The organism is Nocardia camponoti, assembly GCF_014646135.1.
Taxonomy (GTDB): Bacteria; Actinomycetota; Actinomycetes; order Mycobacteriales; family Mycobacteriaceae; genus Nocardia; species Nocardia camponoti.
Genome location: NZ_BMMW01000007.1, coordinates 39675 through 58373 on the forward strand (window position 1 = coordinate 39675; position 18699 = coordinate 58373).

Below are 18699 nucleotides of genomic sequence, written 5' to 3' on the forward strand. Positions count from 1 at the left end.
GCCGGTATCGCGTGTGGGATCGGCCGTGCTCCGCGCCGATACTGCCAGGTCGATCCCGGTAGCCGTACGCTGGTCGGCCCAGTCCCGCCGTATCCGTTGGTGTTCGGCAACCACTACCGGAAGCACTGGAAACGGCAATGCCCCCCGAGGCTTAGGTCAGAGGCGCCTCCCGGCGAAAGTGCCGGAAGTGGCGTGTCCCAGAGGCGATCGGGGGGCGTACACCACGAGCGTATCGCACCGAATGCGCGCTCGTCGAGGGGATTTAACGCTGGCGCGGCCCCCTTCCGGCGTCGCGGGTGATCACCATCGGGCCCACCGGCCCGTTGACGACGGCGGCGCCGCCCATCATCCCGACCATCGCCGCGGCATCGTGCATGGCCATATCGCTGACCGACATCTCCTCAGCGGCCGCCCCGCCGTCGCCAGCTGTGCCGTCAGGATCGTCGGCGTTGCTGCCGAGCAGTTCGGCGTTGATCTCCTTCTGCCGCTCCTTCAGGCTGTCGAGACGTTCGGTGTGCTCGAACGGTTTACCCAGCCGGGCGGTAGCCCGGGCGAGTTCATCCTTCTCGGTGGCGAGCTGGTTGGTGGCCACCTCGAGCCGCTTGTCCAGCCCCTCGAGACCATTTTCGAGCCGGACGATGACCGCCATGCCGCCCTTTTCCAGCGTGGCGCGATCGAGGGAGACGTGGTGGTTGTCGCCGAGCTCGGCGAACTTCACCGCAACCTTGGCGTCACGTCCGGTCGGAACGTTGCACGCGTTGAGAGTGAAGCCACCGAGTGTTCCGATGCCGTTGTCCTCGAAGGGCTTCCAGACCGAACGCGGGTCCTCGAGCAGCTTGCGCAGGCGCGCGGCCAGGACGTCACCGGCTTCGACACGGTTGTCGAACCAGCGGCCGCTGATCGTGGCGGTGAACGCATCACCACGGGTCGGCTGGCGCCGGGCGATCGCGGCGGTGAAGTCCGTGATCTCCTCCTCGAGCCTCGGGATGGCGTGTTCGGCGTCGCGGATGCGGATTTGGAGCATCGACTGGCTGCGCTGGTGCGCGCGGCGTAGCCGGTCGAGTTTGGTGACCTCGACGTCGAGTTCGGCCTTCTCCAGCACCAGCGGGTTGCCCGAGGCGATGGCCAGTGCCTCGTTCGCCGACAGCGCCGCATCGCCGATGTCGTCGACCTCCCGGACATCGAGATTGCCCTTCATGAACTGGTTGATGAAGGTGGCCTTGCGGGCTTGGGTCGCCCACATCCGGGCGTCGAACGTGCCCTCGGTGACCACGCGGCCAATCGCTATCTCAGCGTTCTGGTTGCCCTGCCGAACCCCGCGCCCGTCGCGCTGCTCGATGTCGGCGGGGCGCCACGGGCAATCGACGTGCAGCATGGCGACCATGCGGAACTGGACGTTGGTGCCCACGCCCATCTTCGAGGTGGACCCGAGCAGGAACTGGATCGTGCCGTCCTTGGCCTGGGCGAACAGGCGCGCTTTGGCGCGGTCGTTCTTGGCGTCGTGGATGTAGGCGATCAGCTCCGGATCGACGTCGTGGTGGGCGACCAGGCGCTGCTTGATCGCGTCGTAGGCGTTCCAGTTCTCCGACGGGGTGCCCAGGTCGCAGAATCCGGTGACCAGCCCGCCGCGGCGTGGGTGTGGCTCACCGGAGCGGTCGAGATAGACCGTGTCCTTGCTCTGTTCCCACTTCTGATACAGCCAGTCCGCAGCCGCGTTGATCTTGAGCCCGTACTCCTCGGGGTCGTCGATCGCGTCGGCGCCGCCGTGGTCGAACAGCTCGTCGTCCCGGGCGATGTTGCGGGCAGTCAGCAGTCGCAGATCCAGGGCGGCCGCGCGGCCGTCGCTGCTGATCGAGAGCATGTTGTCCTGGGAGGGGTCGACCGCGCGCGACTTCACCAACTGGGCACGGTGGCCCAGGCTCTGAACGTAGTCGAGCTGGGCGGCTGTGGCCGGGACCGAGATGATCTCCGGGGCCCGTTCGCCGTCGCCGGGCCGGCGCGCCAATAGCGGCACCGGCAGGTTCAGGTCTTCGGGCAGCTTCACATCGGCGGCGACGTGGAACATCCGCTGGAGTTCTTGGATGTTGCGGAACCCGGCGAAGCGGGTCTTCATCGCCCAGGAGTTGCCGTCGACCGACATTTCGAGCTGGGTCTTGGTCTTGCCGAATGTCGCGGCCCAGTCGTCGAAGTGGTTGATTCCGGCCTTTTCGAGCAGGTCCGGGCGCAGGTAGCGCTGCATCACGTAGGCCTCGGTGATGCTGTTGGCGATCGGGGTGGCTGTGGCACCGGTGAGGGCGCGCCCGTTGTGCTTGTCGCGCAGGTACTCCACCACCATGTGCAGTTTCTGCGCGCGCTGACTGCCCTCGATCGCGGCGGACTCGATGTTGGAGTCGGTGGCCAGGTTCTTGTAGTCGTGGAGCTCGTCGACGACGAGGTAGTCCATCCCGGTCATCTCGAAGGTGATGCCCGGATCCATCTGGCTGTTGAGCTTGGCCTTGAGCTTCTCCTCCACCTTGAGGATCGCGTCTTCGATTCGTTTGACCGTGTGGTTCTTCGCGCCGTTGGCCTTGAGCTGCTGCAGATGCTGGCGGCGTGGTTCGATCTCGCGATCGAAGTACCAGTGCGCGGTCTCGTTGGAGACCTCGAGGCGCTGGAACGAGCCGCGCGTCATGATCACCGCGTCCCAGTCACCGGTCGCCGCGCGGGCGACGAACGCGCGCCGCTTCTCCCCCGCCAGGTCCTCGGTGCCTGCGGCCAGCACACGGGCCTGCGGGTAGGCCTGCAAGAACTCGGAGGCGAACTGGTCGAGCATGTGGTTGGGCACCACGATCGCGGGCTTGTTCACCAGGCCAAGACGTTTGAGTTCCATGACGCCCATGGCCATTTCGAGGGTCTTGCCAGCACCCACGGCGTGGAACAGTCCGACATTGGGTTCGGCGATCATGCGGGCGACAGCGGCGCGTTGGTGCGGCCGCGGTTCGATGGTCTTCGACAGGCCGGGAAGGCTCAGTTCGGAGCCGTCGTAGGTGCGCAGCACCAGGTTGTTGAAGCGCCGGTTGTAGACCTCGGACAGGCGGGTGGCGCGGGCTGGGTTCTCCCACACCCATTCGGAGAACCGCTCGTTGAGGATTTCGCCCTTCTCGATCGCCGCCTCGGTCTCGGTGGCGTTGAAGATGCGGGCCTCGCCGGATTCGTCGACGTCATAGACCCGGATCTGGGATTGGCGCAGCAGGGCTTGGGCGATCTTGGGCGCCGGGACGCGGCGGGTGCCGTATTCCTCGACCGAGAGCATCCCGCGGTTGCCGCCGGTGATCTTCCATTCCCCCGTCGGTGGATGTTCCACCGTGATCGAGGTGTCGTTGAGTACCTCCTGTAGGAAGGTCTCGACATCGCCGGCGTCGATCCAGGCCGCGCCCAGCCTGGCATCGATCTCGGCCGGTCCCAGGTCCGGCGGGATCACCTCGATCAGCGGCGCGACGTTGTCGGCGTAAATATCGGGGTTCTCCGCGGCCGCCGTGCGGGCGGAGTCGAGCTTGGCTCGCACATCCCCGGACAGGTACTCCGCAGCCGGGACCAGGCGCCCACCCTGATCCGGATCGGGGAAGGCCAGCCCGCGTATCTGGACGCGAGCCTGGTCGGGTTCCACGCCGAGCAGCTCGGCGATGGTGTCGAGTTCGATGCGGCCATGGGTATCGAGGCAGATCGCGACCGCGTCTTCGGCGGTGTCGGCGCCCAGCCGCGCGGTGCGCGGCGCGACGACACGCTGGCGCATGATCGCCATCTTCGAAGCGGTGTCGGTGGTGTCGTCGTAGGACTCGAGTGCCAGCACCACCGGCGAGTGCGGGTCCTCGCGGAAGACCCTCATCACCGGCGGGCGCCGCATCGACAGCACCGGCTCGCCGTCGGCGTTGGTGCGTCCCGTCGGGTGCCACGAGCACCGGTTGATCGCGCCGAAGCGGTCGACGTAGCGGTCATAGCGCAGGTTGAGTTGTGTTCGCAGCGACGCGATCTCGTCGGTGTCCTCGGCTGATGCGGCTTCAGCGCTCAGCAGCGACACGGCGGTGTCGCGCAGATCGAGCAGCGCACTGAGCTCGCTGGCCTGGGTCCGTGGAACCGCGATGTCCTCGTAGACACCGTAGGTGTTGAGCTGCTGGAACCCGATCGCCGTCGGCACGATGTGGCCGGGGAACTCCTCACCACGGGCGGGCGCGGCGGCCGCGGCGCGACGTTCTCCGGCTTCGAGCTCACGGGGGCGGTGCGTGGTCCCGGCCGCGTGCGCCCGCTCGCTGATGCGCGACAGGGCTGCTCGCAACTGCTCGTCGAGATCCCCGGTCGCGCGGACTTCGACCGTCTCGCTGCCGTATTGGCTGGTCCCGGCCCGCAATTCGCCCAGCACCATGTCCGGGTTGGCGGTGAAGTACTCGTTGAGGTTGACCGAGACTTCATCGGCGTCGGTGTTGAGCAGCACCGTGGGGCGCGACCGTTCGAACTCCCCGGCATGGTGGGGTTCGCCGTCGCGGCGGCGCAGCACGAGGATGTCGGTGAGGACATCGGTGCCCGCGACGCGGCGGTGGGCGCCGTTGGGAAGGCGGACCGCGCCGAGGAAGTCGGCGTGCTCGGCGATCTCGCGTCGGGCCGCCGGGTTGAGCGCGTCCATCGTCCACGAGCTGGTGATCACCGTGACCACGCCACCGGGCTTCACCAACGCCAGCGACTTGAGAATGAAGTGGTTGTGCATCGCGTGGTTGCCCAGGTTGTGCACTGGATCGTGCAGCTTGGCCTGCCCGAACGGCACGTTCCCGATCACCGCGTCGACGCTGCCCTCACGCAGCCGGGTGTCGGCGAAGGACTCCGCGCGAATGGTCGCGGCGGGGTGCAACAGCTCGGCGATGCGCGCCGTGGTCGGGTCCAACTCGACACCGACCAAGTCGGTCCCTGCTGGCGCTTGCCCGATGAATGCACCTGCACCGCAACCTGGTTCGAGCACACGCCCGCCTGTGAAGCCCAGCGCGCCGAGGTGCTGCCACATCGCGGAAACGATGCGGGCATCGGTGTAATGCGCGTTGAGGACGGTGCGGTTAGCGGCCTTCCAGGCTCGGTCGTCGGCCAGGAGCTCACGCAACCGTTCGGCTTCGGCAGCGAACTCGTCGCGAGAGGGATCGAATATCTGCGAGGCAGCGCCCCAGGATGTCCATCGGGACAGGACTTCCCGCTCGGGCTCGGTCGCGGCGCGCTGCTCGGCGGTCAGACGCTGCACGAGTTCGATGGCGGCAAGATTGGCGGCGACTCGCGCCTTGGGCGACTGCGGGATGGCGACCGGCGGTGCCGGGCGCAGCGCCGGGGAATCCGGGGCGAGCTGGTGGTCGAGCTCATCCGGTCTCGAACCGGAAGGATTCTGCTCGGTCGCGGGTGGTTGCTGCTGTGACTGTCGGGTGGGCTGGCTTTCAGGTGCTGCATCAGGAGCAGCGTCTTGACCGGGGTCGGTCACCGGCGGCTGTGCCGCAGCGCGGGTGGGACTCACATCGTGTTCGGCGTCCCCGCCCGCGCCGGGTAGTCGGCGCAGGTCCTCGGTCGGCTCGCCGACCAGCACCGGATCGACTACTTGCGTCGGGTCCGGCACCAGGCTGGCACCGCTGTCCTCGGTGAAGGGCAGACCGAGCCTGGTGAGGTCGGACCGCAGGGTTTCCACGCGCCTGTTGCGGATCGCGAAGTCGGTCGCGCGGCGCTGGTACCAGAACTTCTGCGAGCGGGACCAATTGAACTTGCCGTCCCGCAGTGCCTGTCGGAGTGCGAGATTGTCCTTGTCGGTATTACGGACGATCGTGCCCTCGGTGGTGTGCTCAATGGCGATCGGCTCCGGAACTGCCGAGGCAGTAACCGTGTTCGCGGCCGCCTCCTGCGGCTGGTGTTCTCCGTCGGTCGGAGCGCCGGCGTCGAGAGCCTGCGTCGGCGGCGCCGGATTCTGTGCGGCGGGGAGCGCGGCCAGATAGGCGCGGACCCGCGGCATGACCTCGGTGGTCGACACCGCGTCGGCCACCCGGGTGTCTGCGTCTGCGCCGGAACGAGGGTGCACGACCCAGCGATCAGCTCCTCGCGGTTCGATGACGAACTGGTGGTCTCCCACCGACACCGCGGCCTTCGCCCCTCCCAGGAGCCCATCGAAGCGCTCCAGTGGTGGCGTGAGCCCGAGATCCTCGACGATTCCGGCCAGGCGGTCGATGCGGGACCGAATTCCGTCGTGGGTGCCGAGTGCGTAGGGGTCGGTGAGGGTGGCCCGATCGACGAGCTGCCGAGCACTAGCGAAGCGGCCCGCACGGAACTCCGTAGCGGCCTCGCTGATCAGTGGTGCCGCGATCTCGGTTCGTTCGGTCTGGCGAGCCTGCACTGAAGCCGGAGTCTCGTCATAGAGGTGCGGGTTGGCGCGTAGGTAGCACTCCACCAGCAGCCACGTCGGCCCGAATCGATCACCGCCGCTTAGCGATTTCAGCGGACCCTCGGTGAGATAGCGGGGTGCGGTGCCCGGATTGAAGATCTCCTGCGGGCGGTCGTATCCGCCGTAGGTGTATGCCTGGTCTTGGATCGTGCACCGCAGCAACGCCAGCTCGACCGGGGTGAACATCGCGTCGGCCTGCGCCAGCCGCGTCGCCTCCCCCGCGCTGGTCGCGGTGCCGAGGTGGCGGGTTCGGTTCCACTGATCGTCATAGCGTGGAGCGAGAGCGGGATCGGAGATTGGGCGCAGCCCGTCGCCGGTGTCGAGGTAGGACGCCTCTCCGCCGTCGTAGATGCCGCGGTGGCGCGACACGGCCGCGATGACCTCGTTTTCATGGGACCGCTGTTGCCCGAGCTCGACCTCCCGCCCGGCCAACAACAGCCAGCCTTCTTCTACCTGGGATGGCCTGACGACAGTCCGGTAGTCGCTGTCCAGATCGGCCGCGCACGCGCGCGCCGAAGCCTCGTCATCGAAGTACGCCCAATGCGTGTACGGGAAAGATCCTTCGGGGATTTCGCGGGGAACAACCTCCCACACCTGCAAGCCGTCGACCAGGTACTTGCGGTCTCCCGCCTCGACGAGCTCGAAAGCTACTGCTGCAGTGCCGCTCTGGCCGCGTCCTGCCGCAGCATGATCTCGGCCAATTGCGCCCGCTTCTGCGAGGTCGTCAGGTCGTCGTGATCGCCCAGCATCCAGGTCACTTCCTCGACCAGATGCGGCCACCGGCGATCCCACTCGATCGCCTCCGGGCTGCCCGGCTCCATCTCCAGCCGCCGCTCCACCGCCGCTTCTTCCTGCTGCATCGTCAGCAGATCGCGTTCCCGGCTGCTCGGCTCCGGGTCCTCGTCGGCCTCCGGCTCCGGTGGAGTCGAGAACAGCAGCTCGTCCAGCGCCGTCTCCTCGGCCTGCAGCCGCATCGTGTTCAGCGTCCCGACCCGGGCCAGGTAGTCGTCGGGCAGGGTCGGCTGATTCGCCGACAATTTGGCCGCGATCTGATCCACTCGCTCGCTGATCTGCCCGGCCAGGTCCCGGAAGTGGGCCTCCGGATCGCTCAGTTGCGCTGTCGCCTGCGGCAGGTAGGTCCGCCAGTAGCTGCGGACTTTCTCCACGTAGATGGTCATCTCGTTCATTGTCCTTTCTGACTTCCACGGTGGATGGGGTCGGCGTCGGGTCGCCCCATAGATCCTCCAGGCTGAGCTGGTCGTCGCTGTGCTTGTGCCGCGTGCGTCGCGCCATGGCTCCCCCTATCGGGTGTCACGGGGCGACGACTGATTTCTATCACCCCTAATGTATCTAATGTATCTACACTGGAGGTTTGCTGCGATCACGAGATGGCGACACAGCGCGCCATCAGCCCTGGTGAAGGAGGCCTCGCATGTTTGCCAGAAGCGACATCCGGCCGGTCAGACAACGAAAATCGGCCCGCCCCCCGGCTTACACGGCCACCGGGCCAACCTCATTCGTTGATGCGTCATACGGTTCTTCCTCGGGTCGCACAGACCGCATTGGCTCGCGGAGACGAGGTGACGACATAGGCGAAGCAGAGGTCAGTCAGATCGCCGAGGGAACCCTCGCAGTGTCCGGACCGTCCAACATGGGTATGGGAATGGACTCGGTCGACCGCCAGGCGCTACTCGACGCCGGTCTGGATCCGGATGATCCGCAAGTGTGGGCCGTCCAGCAGCGGATCAGCGATCTACTCGTCTGCTACGGCATGATGCGTGCCACGCGCGCGGTGGGAAAGTAGGCGAATCGCAGACAGGTCGGCCCCAGCACGACGAGCACTTCGGGCACGGTTTCAGGGCCGTCGATGCTCCCGCTTCGCCGTGTCGCGCGCGCCTTCCGCAGCGTCGAAGTCGCCGCGCTGCCCACGTTCGAGCAGCCGGGTGGCCGCCGCGACCCGCCGCGCGCGCTGCACGTACTCCCGCAGCGCGGTGTTGACGGCCTCGTCCTTTGTTGCGGCACCCATCAAGCGCATCGCCTCATCGAGCACGTCGTCGTCGAGATCGATGCGGGTGATGGCCATACGCCCACTATCCCTCCATCGCCACCAAATCGGGCAGCGGATCGGGCGCCCTGCTTACGATCTGGACCGATGTCACCACCATCGTCGCCGGGCCTGCTAGCACTGACCCCATCGGGCCAACGATCCCGATCATGTTGTTCGGCAACACATGTCGGACGGGACCGGCACACTGCTCCCATGCCGCAATACCGCCCGAGAGAACTCACCCCACAGGAAGCTCGTGAGCGTGGGATCGAACCCCGATTCACGATCACGATGGTCGATCCCGAGGACCTCAATCCAATCATCGAACTGATGGAACTCGCGGGCATCGAGCAAGGGGGTACATACACCGCGGCCGGACCGTTCACGTTCGACCAGGTGTGGGCGTTGATGGCGCTGTCTCGGAGGGAGGATGTCCGGGTCGACGTATGGCCACGAGGCTGGATTCCCTAGCCCGAACATCGCGATGCGGCACCATCTGGCGCGGAGGACGCCACGGATGGATGCTTTAGATACAGTTGACGGTGAAGGGGGCGATCGAGTGGCAACAGCCGCGACCGGGGCGTCGCAGATGGAGAGGATCACGGTGACCGACAGCGAGGAACGCCGCAGAAGTCCCGAACGATCGAGCTTCTCGGCCACCGACGAGGTGTGGAACGCCGCCAAGACCGAATGGATGCGCCGCCGCCGCGACTACCCGGCGTGGGCGGAATGGCTCGAAGCAGCCCTTGACGAGAAGAGCGCACGAGTTCGCGCCGCGCTCGGTGTCGACGAGCTCGAACCCGCTCCCGACCGGCTGCCGCCAGGCCGTCGAACCACCGAGAGCGGCACCGCTGGGCGCAAGCGCCGCAGCTTCACGTGTACTCCGCGCACCTGGGAACGGGCACGAGCAGCCTGGTGGGCACAGGCCGAGCTGTACCCGGCCCTGACGGACTGGATCGAGGAAGCGATCGAGGAGAAGACCGCGGGCGCCACCTATCCGTCCGAGAGCGCGAAGTCGGTGGCCAGCTCGACGTCCTAGGAGTCGAGCTACAACAGGATTCCCTGTCGTAGCTCAACCCGAAGTCTATTTAGATACACTAGATTCACTAGAACCCGACAAGGAGCAGACCATGGCCGACAGCTCGCTCGACGCGGTGATCGCCGAGATCATCGCGCAATGGCGTACCGACAACCCGACCGCACGCCAGATCCCGCGTGCGGTCCGCAAGGAACTCTCCCGCGCCGTGCGCGAGGACGCCCAGAACCAACGCATGGATACCGAGATCGCGCGCAGCCAGATCGGGTTGGAGATCCTGCATCACCAACGGGCGATGGTCACCGGTTCGCGCCGTGCGCCGGGCCAGAGCGAAACCGATTGGGCGGCGGCCCAGCAACGTCTGGCTGCGCGCGGTGAAGCACTCGAACGCCGGATCCACTCCTTCCCAGGGCTCAACGTCGAGGATCGCGGCAGCGCCGTGGCCGCGCTGCGCCGCGCACACAACGCCGAGGCCTCGGCACCGCCACAGCAGGTGCAGTGGGCGCCGGCGGCGGGCAAGCCCTCTCTCTCGGCGCGGGTCGTCGCGCGACTGTCCGCGATCCGGCTGGGCATCGTCGTGGCGACTCACGGACTGCAGTCCCCGTTGTTCGTCGCGGCGCAGGCCGAGGCCGCCCGCCGCGCGGAAAGTCCACAACAGGCCACCGGTGACTGGCTCACCCCCGCCCAGGCAGCTGCGGTGCAGGAGCTGACCACCGTGGCCACGCGCTTCGAGCAGACCGCCGCCCTGGCGCGCGGCGGCGAGTCCGCCTACCTGAGCAAGGTCGTCGCCGACTTCGGCGCCGCACTCGATCATGCACGCCAGCTGGGCGTGCCCAGCGAACGCCTCGACAGCGAACTCGCTGCGGTTCACCGGCAGGCCGAGGCACCGTCGGCGGCGACCGCATTGTTCGGACGCTGGGGCTCGAAGACTCGTGCCGCGGCCGGGCCGATGACTCCTCCGACGACCTCCGCCGCACCCCAGCGCGCGCCAGCGGCAACCGGGCCGGTCGCAGCGACTGCGGCAGTTGCCGGTCAGAGCCACGTTCCGGGGCGGGCACGATGAACTTGCCGCTCCCGAACATGATCCAGGTACGGCATTGGGCGCGCATCACACGCTCGGAACTGCGCTCTCATCGCCGGGTCCGGCTGGCGCTGCTGCGTGTGGCGGCGGGGATGACCTGCGGCGAGGTACTGCATGCGCTGGTGTCGGAGTACGACGTGGACACCATCCGCGTCGACGGTCGGTGGTTCCTGGTCGGCCCGGAGGAACCGAGCCGCGCACACCGCTGGAGCTGGTGGGTCTGCGGACCGGCCGTCGACGAGGAGGCGCACGCGATGTGCGACATGGCTTTCGAGTCCTGGATCGATGGATTCACCGGCCGCGACGTGCTCGCCTTCTGCCGGGGATGGAACTTCGCCACGACCGCCCTACACGCCGAGAGCATTGCCACCACGTGAGCGCCATGCCACACTGCCTTTAGATACATTCGCACCACCAGCACGGAAGGAGGACGGACCGATGTCGATGCTGTGGGTCTACCCCGCCGTCGCCGTGTTGGTGCTGACCATCGTGATGATCGTCAGGCTGGCCACCCGCGACTCGCGCGTTCCTCGACCTCGGGCCGGTCGGCGCAACACCGCACGGACCGCCGCCGCATTCACCGCGGGTGCCGTGGTTACCGGTGCCGCGATGACCCTGACCGGCTTCGCCAGCTCGGCCAAGCGGCGCTGACCACTCCAAATTCCTCGACCAAATAGGTGGAGCGGGTTCTCCTGCTCCACCTATTTAGATACATTAGATATTTAGATACATTGGAATCTATAGAACCAAGGAGGTGTGCCCATGGCCGACAAGGGATCGTGGGCAACCATCACCGGAGCCCTCAGTCTCAAAGTGGGTGAAGGGCGCCCGGCCGGGTCGTGGACACGATTCTGCTGCCCCGCGCACGAGGGCGACGGCGGGCATCACAAGCCCAGCTTGGGCGTCAAATACGACAGTGCGAAGCAGCGCACCGTGGTGCACTGCTTCGCCGGCTGTTCCGACGAAGCGGTCCTGGACGCTATCGGGCTGAGAGTCCGCGACATGTTCGACCGCAAACTGGAGCCCGGCAAGAAGCGGCCCACCCCGATCCCACAGCAACGCACCCTCAGCGTCGCCGATCGTGCCATCGCCGCAGCGGGCCTTCCTCCACTTGAGCGGAAGGGACCGAAGGTCGCCGACAAGCTCGGCGAACAGCTCACTGCGTGGAAGACGGTCGCGCAGTATCTGTACCGCCACGCCGACGGCACGGTGGCGGGCAAGGTCATCCGCCGCGAAGCCACCTTCGCCAAAGGCCGCGACAAAGACTTTCGTCAGCGCAAGGCCACCGCGACCGGCTGGGAATACACCGCGTTCGACAAGATCCCCTACCGGCTGCCCGAACTGCTCGACGCCATCGCCGCCGGGCGCACGATCTACCTCGTCGAAGGCGAGAAGGACGCCGACAACGGCGCGGCCGCAGGCGCGGACACCACCACAAACGCTGGCGGCGCGGCCGCATGGACCGCCGCGCACGCCCAGTACCTGCGCGGTGCGCGCCGAGTGGTGATCGTCGTCGACCGCGATGCTGCGGGCTACCACCGCGCCGTGCGCGTGATGGCCACCCTCGTCGGCCTTGTCGGCGAGATCCGCGTCGTGGAGGCACGCACCGGCAAAGACCTCACCAACCACCTCGCTGCGGGCCACGGCTTCGCCGATCTCGTGCCCGTGCCGCTGCTCGATCCCCGCACGCCGTTCGCCCCGGCACGACAGTCAGGAGAAGCTGTGAACGCCCCCGCCATCGAGAACACCTCGACCTCGATCACCGTCTACACCAAATCCGACTGCGTCCAGTGCGACGCCACCAAGAACATGCTCGATCGGATCGGCGCCCCGTACCGAGTTGTCGAGCTCGAAGCCGATCCAGCCTCGCGAGCGCGGCTCAAGGAACTCGGATTCATGGCCGCACCCGTCGTAGAAGCCGGTGAGATCCGGTTCGCGGGCTTCCGGCCCGAGCGGCTCAAGGCCTTGGCGAGCAACATCCGCCCCGAACCACCGCCGCTGTCACAGCCCAGTCCCCAGCCGCAGAGCACCGCTGAATCCGACGCGGTCGACCTGGACGCCGTGCGCCAATGGGCCGCGCCGTACCTTCGCTCTGCCCAGCGACGCGGCGACATTCCCGCTGTCGGCTCACCCGCGTGGGTCGCACTGCCGAACGGCGACCCCCGCAAGACCGGCGCGATCGTGCAGGCGGCTCTCGATCAGGCCACCGCGGCCGCGATCGCCCCCGCACCGGCGCGGTCGGCCTTCGACCAAGTCATCCAGCGCAGCACCAACGCCGCCGCGGCCCCACTCACGCCTCCCGTCCGCACGGACGCATCGTCTCAACGAGCGCTTGCGGCGGCACCCGCCGATCACCTCGCCCCGGCACGCCAGCACGTTCCCGCCCGCACCCGATGACCACCACCGACAAGGAAAGCCATGCCTGAGAACGCTCTCCCCAGCATCGACGATGACTACCTCGCCTGGAAGGACAGGCTGACCGAGGTCGCCGAGCTGCGTGGCCAGCAATGGGCAGCGTGGGCGCTGTACGGCGAAGACAGCCCCCCGGCCATCACGATCGGCGACAGGATCGACGAACTGTCGGATCAGTCCGCGTGGCCCGAGAGCTGGCGCCGCTTCGGCGGCCAGGGCGCCGACGATGTCGAAGCCCACCAGGAATTGCTCTCTCGCTCCTACACCGCCTACCGCACCACGATCCTCGACAACGAGAAACGCAGGGCCCAGCGGACCCGCCCGACCTTCACCGAGTTGCAGGCCACGCGCACCGGCGCGACCGTACTCCTCACCCCGCCCACGTCACGGGCGATCTCCCCGGCCCACCACCAGCCTCGGGCAGTGGGAGCCATCGCCCGCACGGGGAGACCTCCGTCCGCCGTCGAGCCGATCATCCAGAACCGCCCCCGCACACGCTGACAGCCTCACGTCCCGACGATCCGAAGGAAGCGACGATGACCACCAACATTCCGAGCCGGTCCGCTCCGACCGACGGCCGCTGGGCCCCGGTGCTGTCTCGGCCCAGCTACCCCGAGCTGAACAAGCCCGAACCAGAGCCGGAGCCCGAACCGGTCGCTGAACCGTCCCCGGAGCCCGCCACGGCACCCGCGCCGCCGCCGGCGGTCGCGCCACCGAAGCCAGCTGCGCACGCGACCACGGGGCGCCGATTCGCGATGTATGGGATCGCGGCGGCCACCGCTGCCGTCGCGGTCGCCGCGATCTCACTCGCAGTGCAGAAGGCCACTACCCCCGAGACGATCATCGTGCCTGCGCCGCCGTCGCCGGTGGCCGCGCCCGCCCCGGAAGAACCCGGCTTCGCTGCGGGCGGGCCGTGCGCGCCGATCACGACCCCGGCCAAAGTTCGGGGCAACGGGCCCGGTGGCACCGACTCGGGCCCGTCAGCGATTCTGGCCTTCGAACACGCCTACTATGCGACGCGCTCTGGAGCCAAGGCCCGCGAAGTGGTCACCCCCGATGCGTCGGTCTCCCCGGTCGAGACAATCCAGCAAGGCATCGACACTGTCCCCGTCGGCACCGTCCACTGCGTCACGATCACCCCGCACGCGGAGCCGGGCAAGTTCAACGTCGAGATCGTGGCCCGCCAGCAGGCCAACTCGTCGAGCTACCGGCAGATCATCACCACCGCGCCCGTCGAGGGGCGAACCCTGATCACCAAGATCACTTCTGCATCGAGCTGAACGACCCCCGTTCTGAAAGGACCGCAATGGCTTTCCCCGCCACGACCCACGACGAGGTCGTCTCCTACGCCGCGAGCCAGGTCGTCGATGACCTCGCACGGGTCTCGGACATGACCGAGATGCTGATCGAGCAGTGCCGGGTGCGCGCTCGCGACAGCGCCGCCGAAGAATCCACCGCCACCCCGTCCGGCCCGACCTACACCGCGATCGTCCTCGGCGTCGACCACACCATCGCCCCACTGCATGGGACCGGGCTGCTCGTCAGTGTCGTTGTCACGACCGAGCTGCGGCCGATTCTCTGACCTAGCTGCGTACCCCCGACAGTCCTTCTAACGACCGAATCCACCGGAGACATTGCTCCGGTGGATTCGCTGTTTCCGGACCGCCTACCCGCCCAGCCGACAGGGCGGGGCGCCTAGTGGCTGTGCCCGCGCGTGCGGTGCTGGGTCGGCTCATTCACCGGTGCCGCCCCGCGCCGCCGCGTACGCGAATGCTGCTGGGACTTACCCTTGCTCGCCGACGGTGGCGTCATCACCGCCTGCGCGGCCTCGGCGCTGGCTCCCGCTGCGGCGGCCGCCGTCTTCTCTTCGCCCGGCTCGTGGTCCGCTGACGCGCTCGCGTCCGCAGGCTGTGTCGCTTCAGCGGCCGCGGGCTCAGCGGCCACGAACGGAACCTCGATGACTTCACCGTCCTGGTCGACGACGAACACGGTGTTCTCGTCGTGGTGTTCCTGCTCGCTGGATTCAGCGACCTCGGTGTCGGGGACCGACGATGCAGCGGGCTCTTCACTGTCGAGGATGCCGGGGAACTTCTTGGCCAGCGCGGCATCGAACTCGTCATCGATCTCGCCCACCAGCGTCGCCGCGCGTGCCCGGTCGAACGGGCTTGAGGCATCGGCGCTGTCGAGCCACTCCTGGGCGACATCGCGGCGGGCTTCGTCCTCGCTCGTGGTCGAGCGGGCGCGCCCGTTCTTGGCCGCGTCGCGCATCACCCACGCGGCGAACCCACTCGGCGCACGGACCTTGCCGCTGTCGAAGTCGATCGCCGCGACAGCCGCGACTAGATGATCCGGATCGACACCCTCAGCGACCAACGAGGCGAACTGCTGCTCGGCGGTCTCCCACCGCGCATCGTCGAGCACGCGGTCGGGCACCTTGCCGCGCAGCCGATCCGCCAGCGGACGCGGCTTCGTGCTCGAGTTCTTCTCGGCGGACTCCGGCCCCTGTGCCGAGTTCGTCTCAGCGGCCTTCTCCTTGATCCAGAACCGGACCAGCTCAGCTTCGTCGCCGCGCTTGTCATGGCGGGAGTCAGCTGCGGCGTAGCGCTGCTCCCAGTCGGCGTGGTATTCGGGCCGGTTCTCGCGGACCCACTTGCGAGCCTGTTGGAATGGCGTGAGCGTGCCGCCGCCGGTGGCCTTGCTCCACTCGGCGATCAATTGCTTCTCGTCCAGGTCACGGTTGACCGTGGAGTCGGTGGCGGCATAGGAGCGCTCCCAGTCCGCTGCTCGGTCGGGGTCGGTTGAGTGCAGCCACTCCCGTGCGGTGGTGAAGTCGCTGCGCTGTTGGTCGCGTCTTTGGTGTCGCGCTGGCCCGGCGGTCCCGGTGTTGTGGATCTCCTCGCTCGACAGGTGCATGACGTCGACGGCTTCGTGGGAGGCGTTAGCTCGCAGCCAGTCTGTGATCCGGTCCGCCATGTCCTTGGACCCGGCCACGGTCTCGGCGTGATGGTCGGCCCATCCGGCTTGGACGCCGAACCGGCCGTTCGACAGCGGGCCGACGCGGATCGTCATCCCCGAATCCTCGTGAAGTTCCGACCGAATCGCCTCGGGGCCCAATCGGTTCCACTCCCCCAGATCGGCGTGGCTGAACCGTCCGATCATCGGCCGGGTCGCGGCGGCACGCTTCCGAGCCGCGTTGTTCGTGTCGTCCCATGCCGCGCGGCCGCGGCGCTCGCGGATCTCGCGCAGCAGGGTGGCCATGGTGCGCGTCGCGAGGGCGAGCCGCATCATCTCGTCGCGAGGCAGACCCATCACCGGGGTCTCTACGGGCTGGTTCATCGCCGATCCTTTCGCTTTTGGGGAAGTTCGCCTCGCCGGGTCTCCGGTCCGGCCTCGGGCCGGCGGCCCGATTCGATCTGCTGGGGTACGGGGGTCGCCGTCTGGTGGGTTGTCGGCGAAGATGCGTGGCCACCGTCGGCACTCGCCGTGACCGGCACCAGGGCAGCAGGCCGGGACTCGGCGCCGTGGGCGCGCACATGCTCGGCAGCCGTCTCGGCACTGCGCATGGCCGTCGTCCGTTCGTGTGTCTGGTGCCAGGCCGCGATCTCGAGTAGGAGTTCGGCCACGGCGACGGCCAACTGTGCGGAGGCGTCGCGTTGTCGGCCGCGGCCCGACAACAGCCGGACTTCGGCGATCTCGCGCGACGCAGCGCGCAGTGTCGCCGCGGCACCGGCCGCCGGGACAGGGGACAGTCCGCGCGCGGTGCGCGTCGCCGGGTCCAGCGCCCACGCCGCACGGGAGAGGGGTCCGCGGCGTTCGGTGCCGTCGGCGACGGCGGCCCACGCGGTGACGACTTCCTGGAGCTCGCGCGCTACCGGGCGTATCTGATCGGGGCTCTGCCGCACGGTGGCAGTCGCCGACTGCACCGCTTCGGTGGCGCCGGCCAGTACCTCGTGAGGTTGCCGCGGGGGCGTTGTGCGCGCGCGTGGGGGTCGCTGCCATCGCGCGGTGATGCGCGGCCACGAGGTATCGGCACCGAGGTGTCGGCTGGGGGCGAACCAGATCGGCTTGCCGGTCTTGGCCGACACGTCCCCCGCCGCGGCGACCGACCAACCACGGACTCGGCCGGAGTCATCGCGAACCAGTTCGACAAGAACTCCGTGAGCCTGCAGCCGATCGATGAACTCCTCGGGGCCTCCCGCGATCGCGGCCTCCTCGAGGATGACCTGACGCAACTGGACACGGGCTGCGGCCCCGGCTTCGGCGCGAAGCATTCCCTCGTCGCCTTCGTTGGCGCGGCGCGTGGCCTTCTCCTGCTCGCCTCGTGTCGCGGTCGGAGTTTGCGCGAAGGCATCGGGGTCGGCGGTGAACCGCAGCCCGAGTGCCTTCTCCCATCGGCGCGCCACCCGCCGCACCGCCTTGAAGTCGTTGCTCGGGTAGAACCGCTTTCCGGTGTCCTGGCGGACGAGGACCGCAGCAATGTGAATGTGATCGTTTCCTCCGACCGAGGTGCCGTGGTGCACCGCGATCCATCGGCACGCGCCGGCGTCGCCGGGCACCGCGATGCCGGTCTCGGCGAGCATGTCCTCAGCGATGCGGCGCCAGGTCTTGGCGTCGAGCTGACCGTCGGTCGCTTCGATCGCGACTGGCAGGTGCCAGACGTAGCCGTGCTTGGTGTAGCCCGGAGAACCCGGCTCGGGCTGCGAGGACGGCAGACCGGCCGCGGTGGCCGCCGCGTTCACGTGGCGAGCGAGCTTGCCGATCTCGTCGGGTGCGAAGTCGAAGTCGCCGGGCCCGTCGCGCAGCGGCTGTAGCGCGTCCGGGTCGCCCTGCCACGCCGCGACGACGGTCGGGTTGGTGTGCTCGTTGTACTTGCCCTCGGAGAACAAGTAGCGCACCAAGCGCTCGCCGTCCCAGCCCTTGATGACCTTGCCGATCACAGCGTCTCCGATCGCAGGACCTTCATCAGCCATGCGTCGATGCGGTCGTTGTTGCGACGCAGGTGTGCCAGCACCGCGGCCGCTTGGAGTTCGGGGACCTCGTGCGTGGAGTTGGCGTGCTTGGCGATGTCGTTGACGTTGCCCGACACGTTGCCCAGCAGACGACGAAGCTCGCGCACCTCGTCGGTGAGCGCCTGCACTTCTCCACTGGTGCGCACCTCCGAACCCTCGCGGCGCTTCGCGAACGCTCTGGCCGCACCCACGGCGGCCTGCCCCACGAAGGCGCCGGGTCGCAACCCCACGGTCGCGGCAGCGGCCTCGACCAACGCCCACTCCGTCGGAGAGAAGGCGACCTTTTTGCGGTCTCGCTTCTCCTCCGAGTGAGCGCGGTACCGTGCACGGCTCTTCTGAGGCACTGGGTCGTTCCCTTCCCTTCACCGGCGCACCGGAGCGGTGCGCCGGTCCCTTTCACTTCCGGCCGGCAGCCCCCTGCCGGGCCCTCAATGCCTCCGGCGTCCAGCCGGAGACATTGGAGCCTCTAGAACCACTAGAGGCGATAGAAACACTCGAACCACTTCGAGTGTGCGTGCGCCCGTCCCCGGGCGCAAGCCAAAAGGTCCCCCTTTTGGCATATCTTGCTCACCGGACTTACGTGTTCAGGGCCTCGGGAAAGTTCGAGCGCCGATTGCGGAATCGAACCCGCCTACACCGGGGCGGTTGAGGCACGGGCGGGCGAAGTCACCCGGCTGGCGG

General features: G+C 67.9%; 16 protein-coding genes. 10 read left to right on the plus strand and 6 right to left on the minus strand.

Translation table 11 applies throughout. The annotated features are described in order from the left end of the window. Positions 1 to 262: 262 nt before the first annotated feature. On the minus strand, positions 263 to 7027 hold the full coding sequence (locus IEX78_RS23135) for a helicase-like domain-containing protein (protein WP_229684295.1): 6765 nt from the start codon (positions 7025 to 7027) through the stop codon (positions 263 to 265). 53 nt (positions 7028 to 7080) lie between these two features. Beyond that, positions 7081 to 7611, minus strand: coding sequence for a hypothetical protein (locus IEX78_RS23140; protein WP_229684283.1), 531 nt, complete (start codon positions 7609 to 7611; stop codon positions 7081 to 7083). 455 nt (positions 7612 to 8066) lie between these two features. Between IEX78_RS23140 and IEX78_RS23145 the strand changes: the two genes are divergently transcribed. Continuing rightward, positions 8067 to 8237, plus strand: coding sequence for a hypothetical protein (locus IEX78_RS23145; protein ID WP_188831189.1), 171 nt, complete (start codon positions 8067 to 8069; stop codon positions 8235 to 8237). A gap of 51 nt (positions 8238 to 8288) precedes the next feature. On the opposite strand, the gene IEX78_RS23150 is transcribed toward IEX78_RS23145, so the two are convergent. Continuing rightward, the gene (locus IEX78_RS23150; RefSeq protein WP_188831190.1) at positions 8289 to 8516 is read right to left on the minus strand and encodes a type II toxin-antitoxin system VapB family antitoxin; all 228 of its coding nucleotides are present in this window, start codon (positions 8514 to 8516) and stop codon (positions 8289 to 8291) included. Between the two features lie 177 nt (positions 8517 to 8693). On the opposite strand from IEX78_RS23150, the gene IEX78_RS23155 reads away from it, so the two are divergent. From IEX78_RS23155 to IEX78_RS23195, 9 genes are all read left to right on the plus strand, one after another. Next, on the plus strand, positions 8694 to 8951 hold the full coding sequence (locus IEX78_RS23155) for a hypothetical protein (RefSeq protein ID WP_188831191.1): 258 nt from the start codon (positions 8694 to 8696) through the stop codon (positions 8949 to 8951). Between the two features lie 88 nt (positions 8952 to 9039). Beyond that, positions 9040 to 9519 (plus strand): hypothetical protein, encoded by a 480-nt coding sequence (locus tag IEX78_RS23160; protein ID WP_229684284.1) that lies wholly within the window; start codon positions 9040 to 9042, stop codon positions 9517 to 9519. A gap of 91 nt (positions 9520 to 9610) precedes the next feature. Further along, positions 9611 to 10579 carry a hypothetical protein gene (locus IEX78_RS23165; RefSeq protein WP_188831192.1) on the plus strand — a complete coding sequence of 323 codons (969 nt, stop codon included), beginning with the start codon at positions 9611 to 9613 and terminating at the stop codon, positions 10577 to 10579. Continuing rightward, entirely contained in the window at positions 10576 to 10974 is a 399-nt protein-coding gene (locus IEX78_RS23170) for a hypothetical protein (RefSeq protein WP_188831193.1), read from the plus strand. The genes IEX78_RS23165 and IEX78_RS23170 overlap by 4 nt, the downstream gene beginning before the upstream one ends. Positions 10975 to 11035: 61 nt before the next feature. Continuing rightward, a complete protein-coding gene (locus IEX78_RS23175; protein ID WP_188831194.1) occupies positions 11036 to 11248 on the plus strand; it encodes a hypothetical protein in 213 nt (70 codons plus the stop codon). Positions 11249 to 11359: 111 nt separating this feature from the next. Further along, positions 11360 to 12994, plus strand: coding sequence for a glutaredoxin domain-containing protein (locus IEX78_RS24465; protein WP_229684286.1), 1635 nt, complete (start codon positions 11360 to 11362; stop codon positions 12992 to 12994). A 21-nt stretch (positions 12995 to 13015) separates the two neighbouring features. After that, complete coding sequence (locus IEX78_RS23185; protein ID WP_188831195.1) at positions 13016 to 13510, plus strand: hypothetical protein; 495 nt, start codon at positions 13016 to 13018, stop codon at positions 13508 to 13510. 35 nt (positions 13511 to 13545) lie between these two features. Then, a complete protein-coding gene (locus IEX78_RS23190) occupies positions 13546 to 14289 on the plus strand; it encodes a DUF8176 domain-containing protein (RefSeq protein WP_188831196.1) in 744 nt (247 codons plus the stop codon). A gap of 26 nt (positions 14290 to 14315) precedes the next feature. Continuing rightward, positions 14316 to 14591 carry a hypothetical protein gene (locus IEX78_RS23195; protein WP_188831197.1) on the plus strand — a complete coding sequence of 92 codons (276 nt, stop codon included), beginning with the start codon at positions 14316 to 14318 and terminating at the stop codon, positions 14589 to 14591. Between the two features lie 113 nt (positions 14592 to 14704). On the opposite strand, the gene IEX78_RS23200 is transcribed toward IEX78_RS23195, so the two are convergent. From IEX78_RS23200 to IEX78_RS23210, 3 genes are read right to left on the minus strand one after another with little or no spacing between them, the layout of a single operon-like run. Next, positions 14705 to 16345 (minus strand): hypothetical protein, encoded by a 1641-nt coding sequence (locus IEX78_RS23200; RefSeq protein WP_188831198.1) that lies wholly within the window; start codon positions 16343 to 16345, stop codon positions 14705 to 14707. After that, a complete protein-coding gene (locus tag IEX78_RS23205) occupies positions 16342 to 17946 on the minus strand; it encodes a relaxase/mobilization nuclease domain-containing protein (RefSeq protein WP_188831199.1) in 1605 nt (534 codons plus the stop codon). Before IEX78_RS23205 ends, IEX78_RS23200 begins: the two co-directional genes overlap by 4 nt. Beyond that, the gene (locus IEX78_RS23210) at positions 17943 to 18272 is read right to left on the minus strand and encodes a hypothetical protein (RefSeq protein WP_229684289.1); all 330 of its coding nucleotides are present in this window, start codon (positions 18270 to 18272) and stop codon (positions 17943 to 17945) included. Before IEX78_RS23210 ends, IEX78_RS23205 begins: the two co-directional genes overlap by 4 nt. Between the last annotated feature and the right edge of the window lie 427 nt (positions 18273 to 18699).

Bases quoted from the DNA above. Each gene is read 5' to 3' on its own strand.
- IEX78_RS23140 (WP_229684283.1), bottom strand. From the start codon at position 7,611: ATGACCATCTACGTGGAGAAAGTCCGCAGCTACTGGCGGACCTACCTG.
- IEX78_RS23150 (WP_188831190.1), bottom strand. From the start codon at position 8,516: ATGGCCATCACCCGCATCGATCTCGACGACGACGTGCTCGATGAGGCG.
- IEX78_RS23155 (WP_188831191.1), top strand. From the start codon at position 8,694: ATGCCGCAATACCGCCCGAGAGAACTCACCCCACAGGAAGCTCGTGAG.
- IEX78_RS23165 (WP_188831192.1), top strand. From the start codon at position 9,611: ATGGCCGACAGCTCGCTCGACGCGGTGATCGCCGAGATCATCGCGCAA.
- IEX78_RS23170 (WP_188831193.1), top strand. From the start codon at position 10,576: ATGAACTTGCCGCTCCCGAACATGATCCAGGTACGGCATTGGGCGCGC.
- IEX78_RS23175 (WP_188831194.1), top strand. From the start codon at position 11,036: ATGTCGATGCTGTGGGTCTACCCCGCCGTCGCCGTGTTGGTGCTGACC.
- IEX78_RS24465 (WP_229684286.1), top strand. From the start codon at position 11,360: ATGGCCGACAAGGGATCGTGGGCAACCATCACCGGAGCCCTCAGTCTC.
- IEX78_RS23185 (WP_188831195.1), top strand. From the start codon at position 13,016: ATGCCTGAGAACGCTCTCCCCAGCATCGACGATGACTACCTCGCCTGG.
- IEX78_RS23190 (WP_188831196.1), top strand. From the start codon at position 13,546: ATGACCACCAACATTCCGAGCCGGTCCGCTCCGACCGACGGCCGCTGG.
- IEX78_RS23195 (WP_188831197.1), top strand. From the start codon at position 14,316: ATGGCTTTCCCCGCCACGACCCACGACGAGGTCGTCTCCTACGCCGCG.
- IEX78_RS23200 (WP_188831198.1), bottom strand. From the start codon at position 16,345: ATGAACCAGCCCGTAGAGACCCCGGTGATGGGTCTGCCTCGCGACGAG.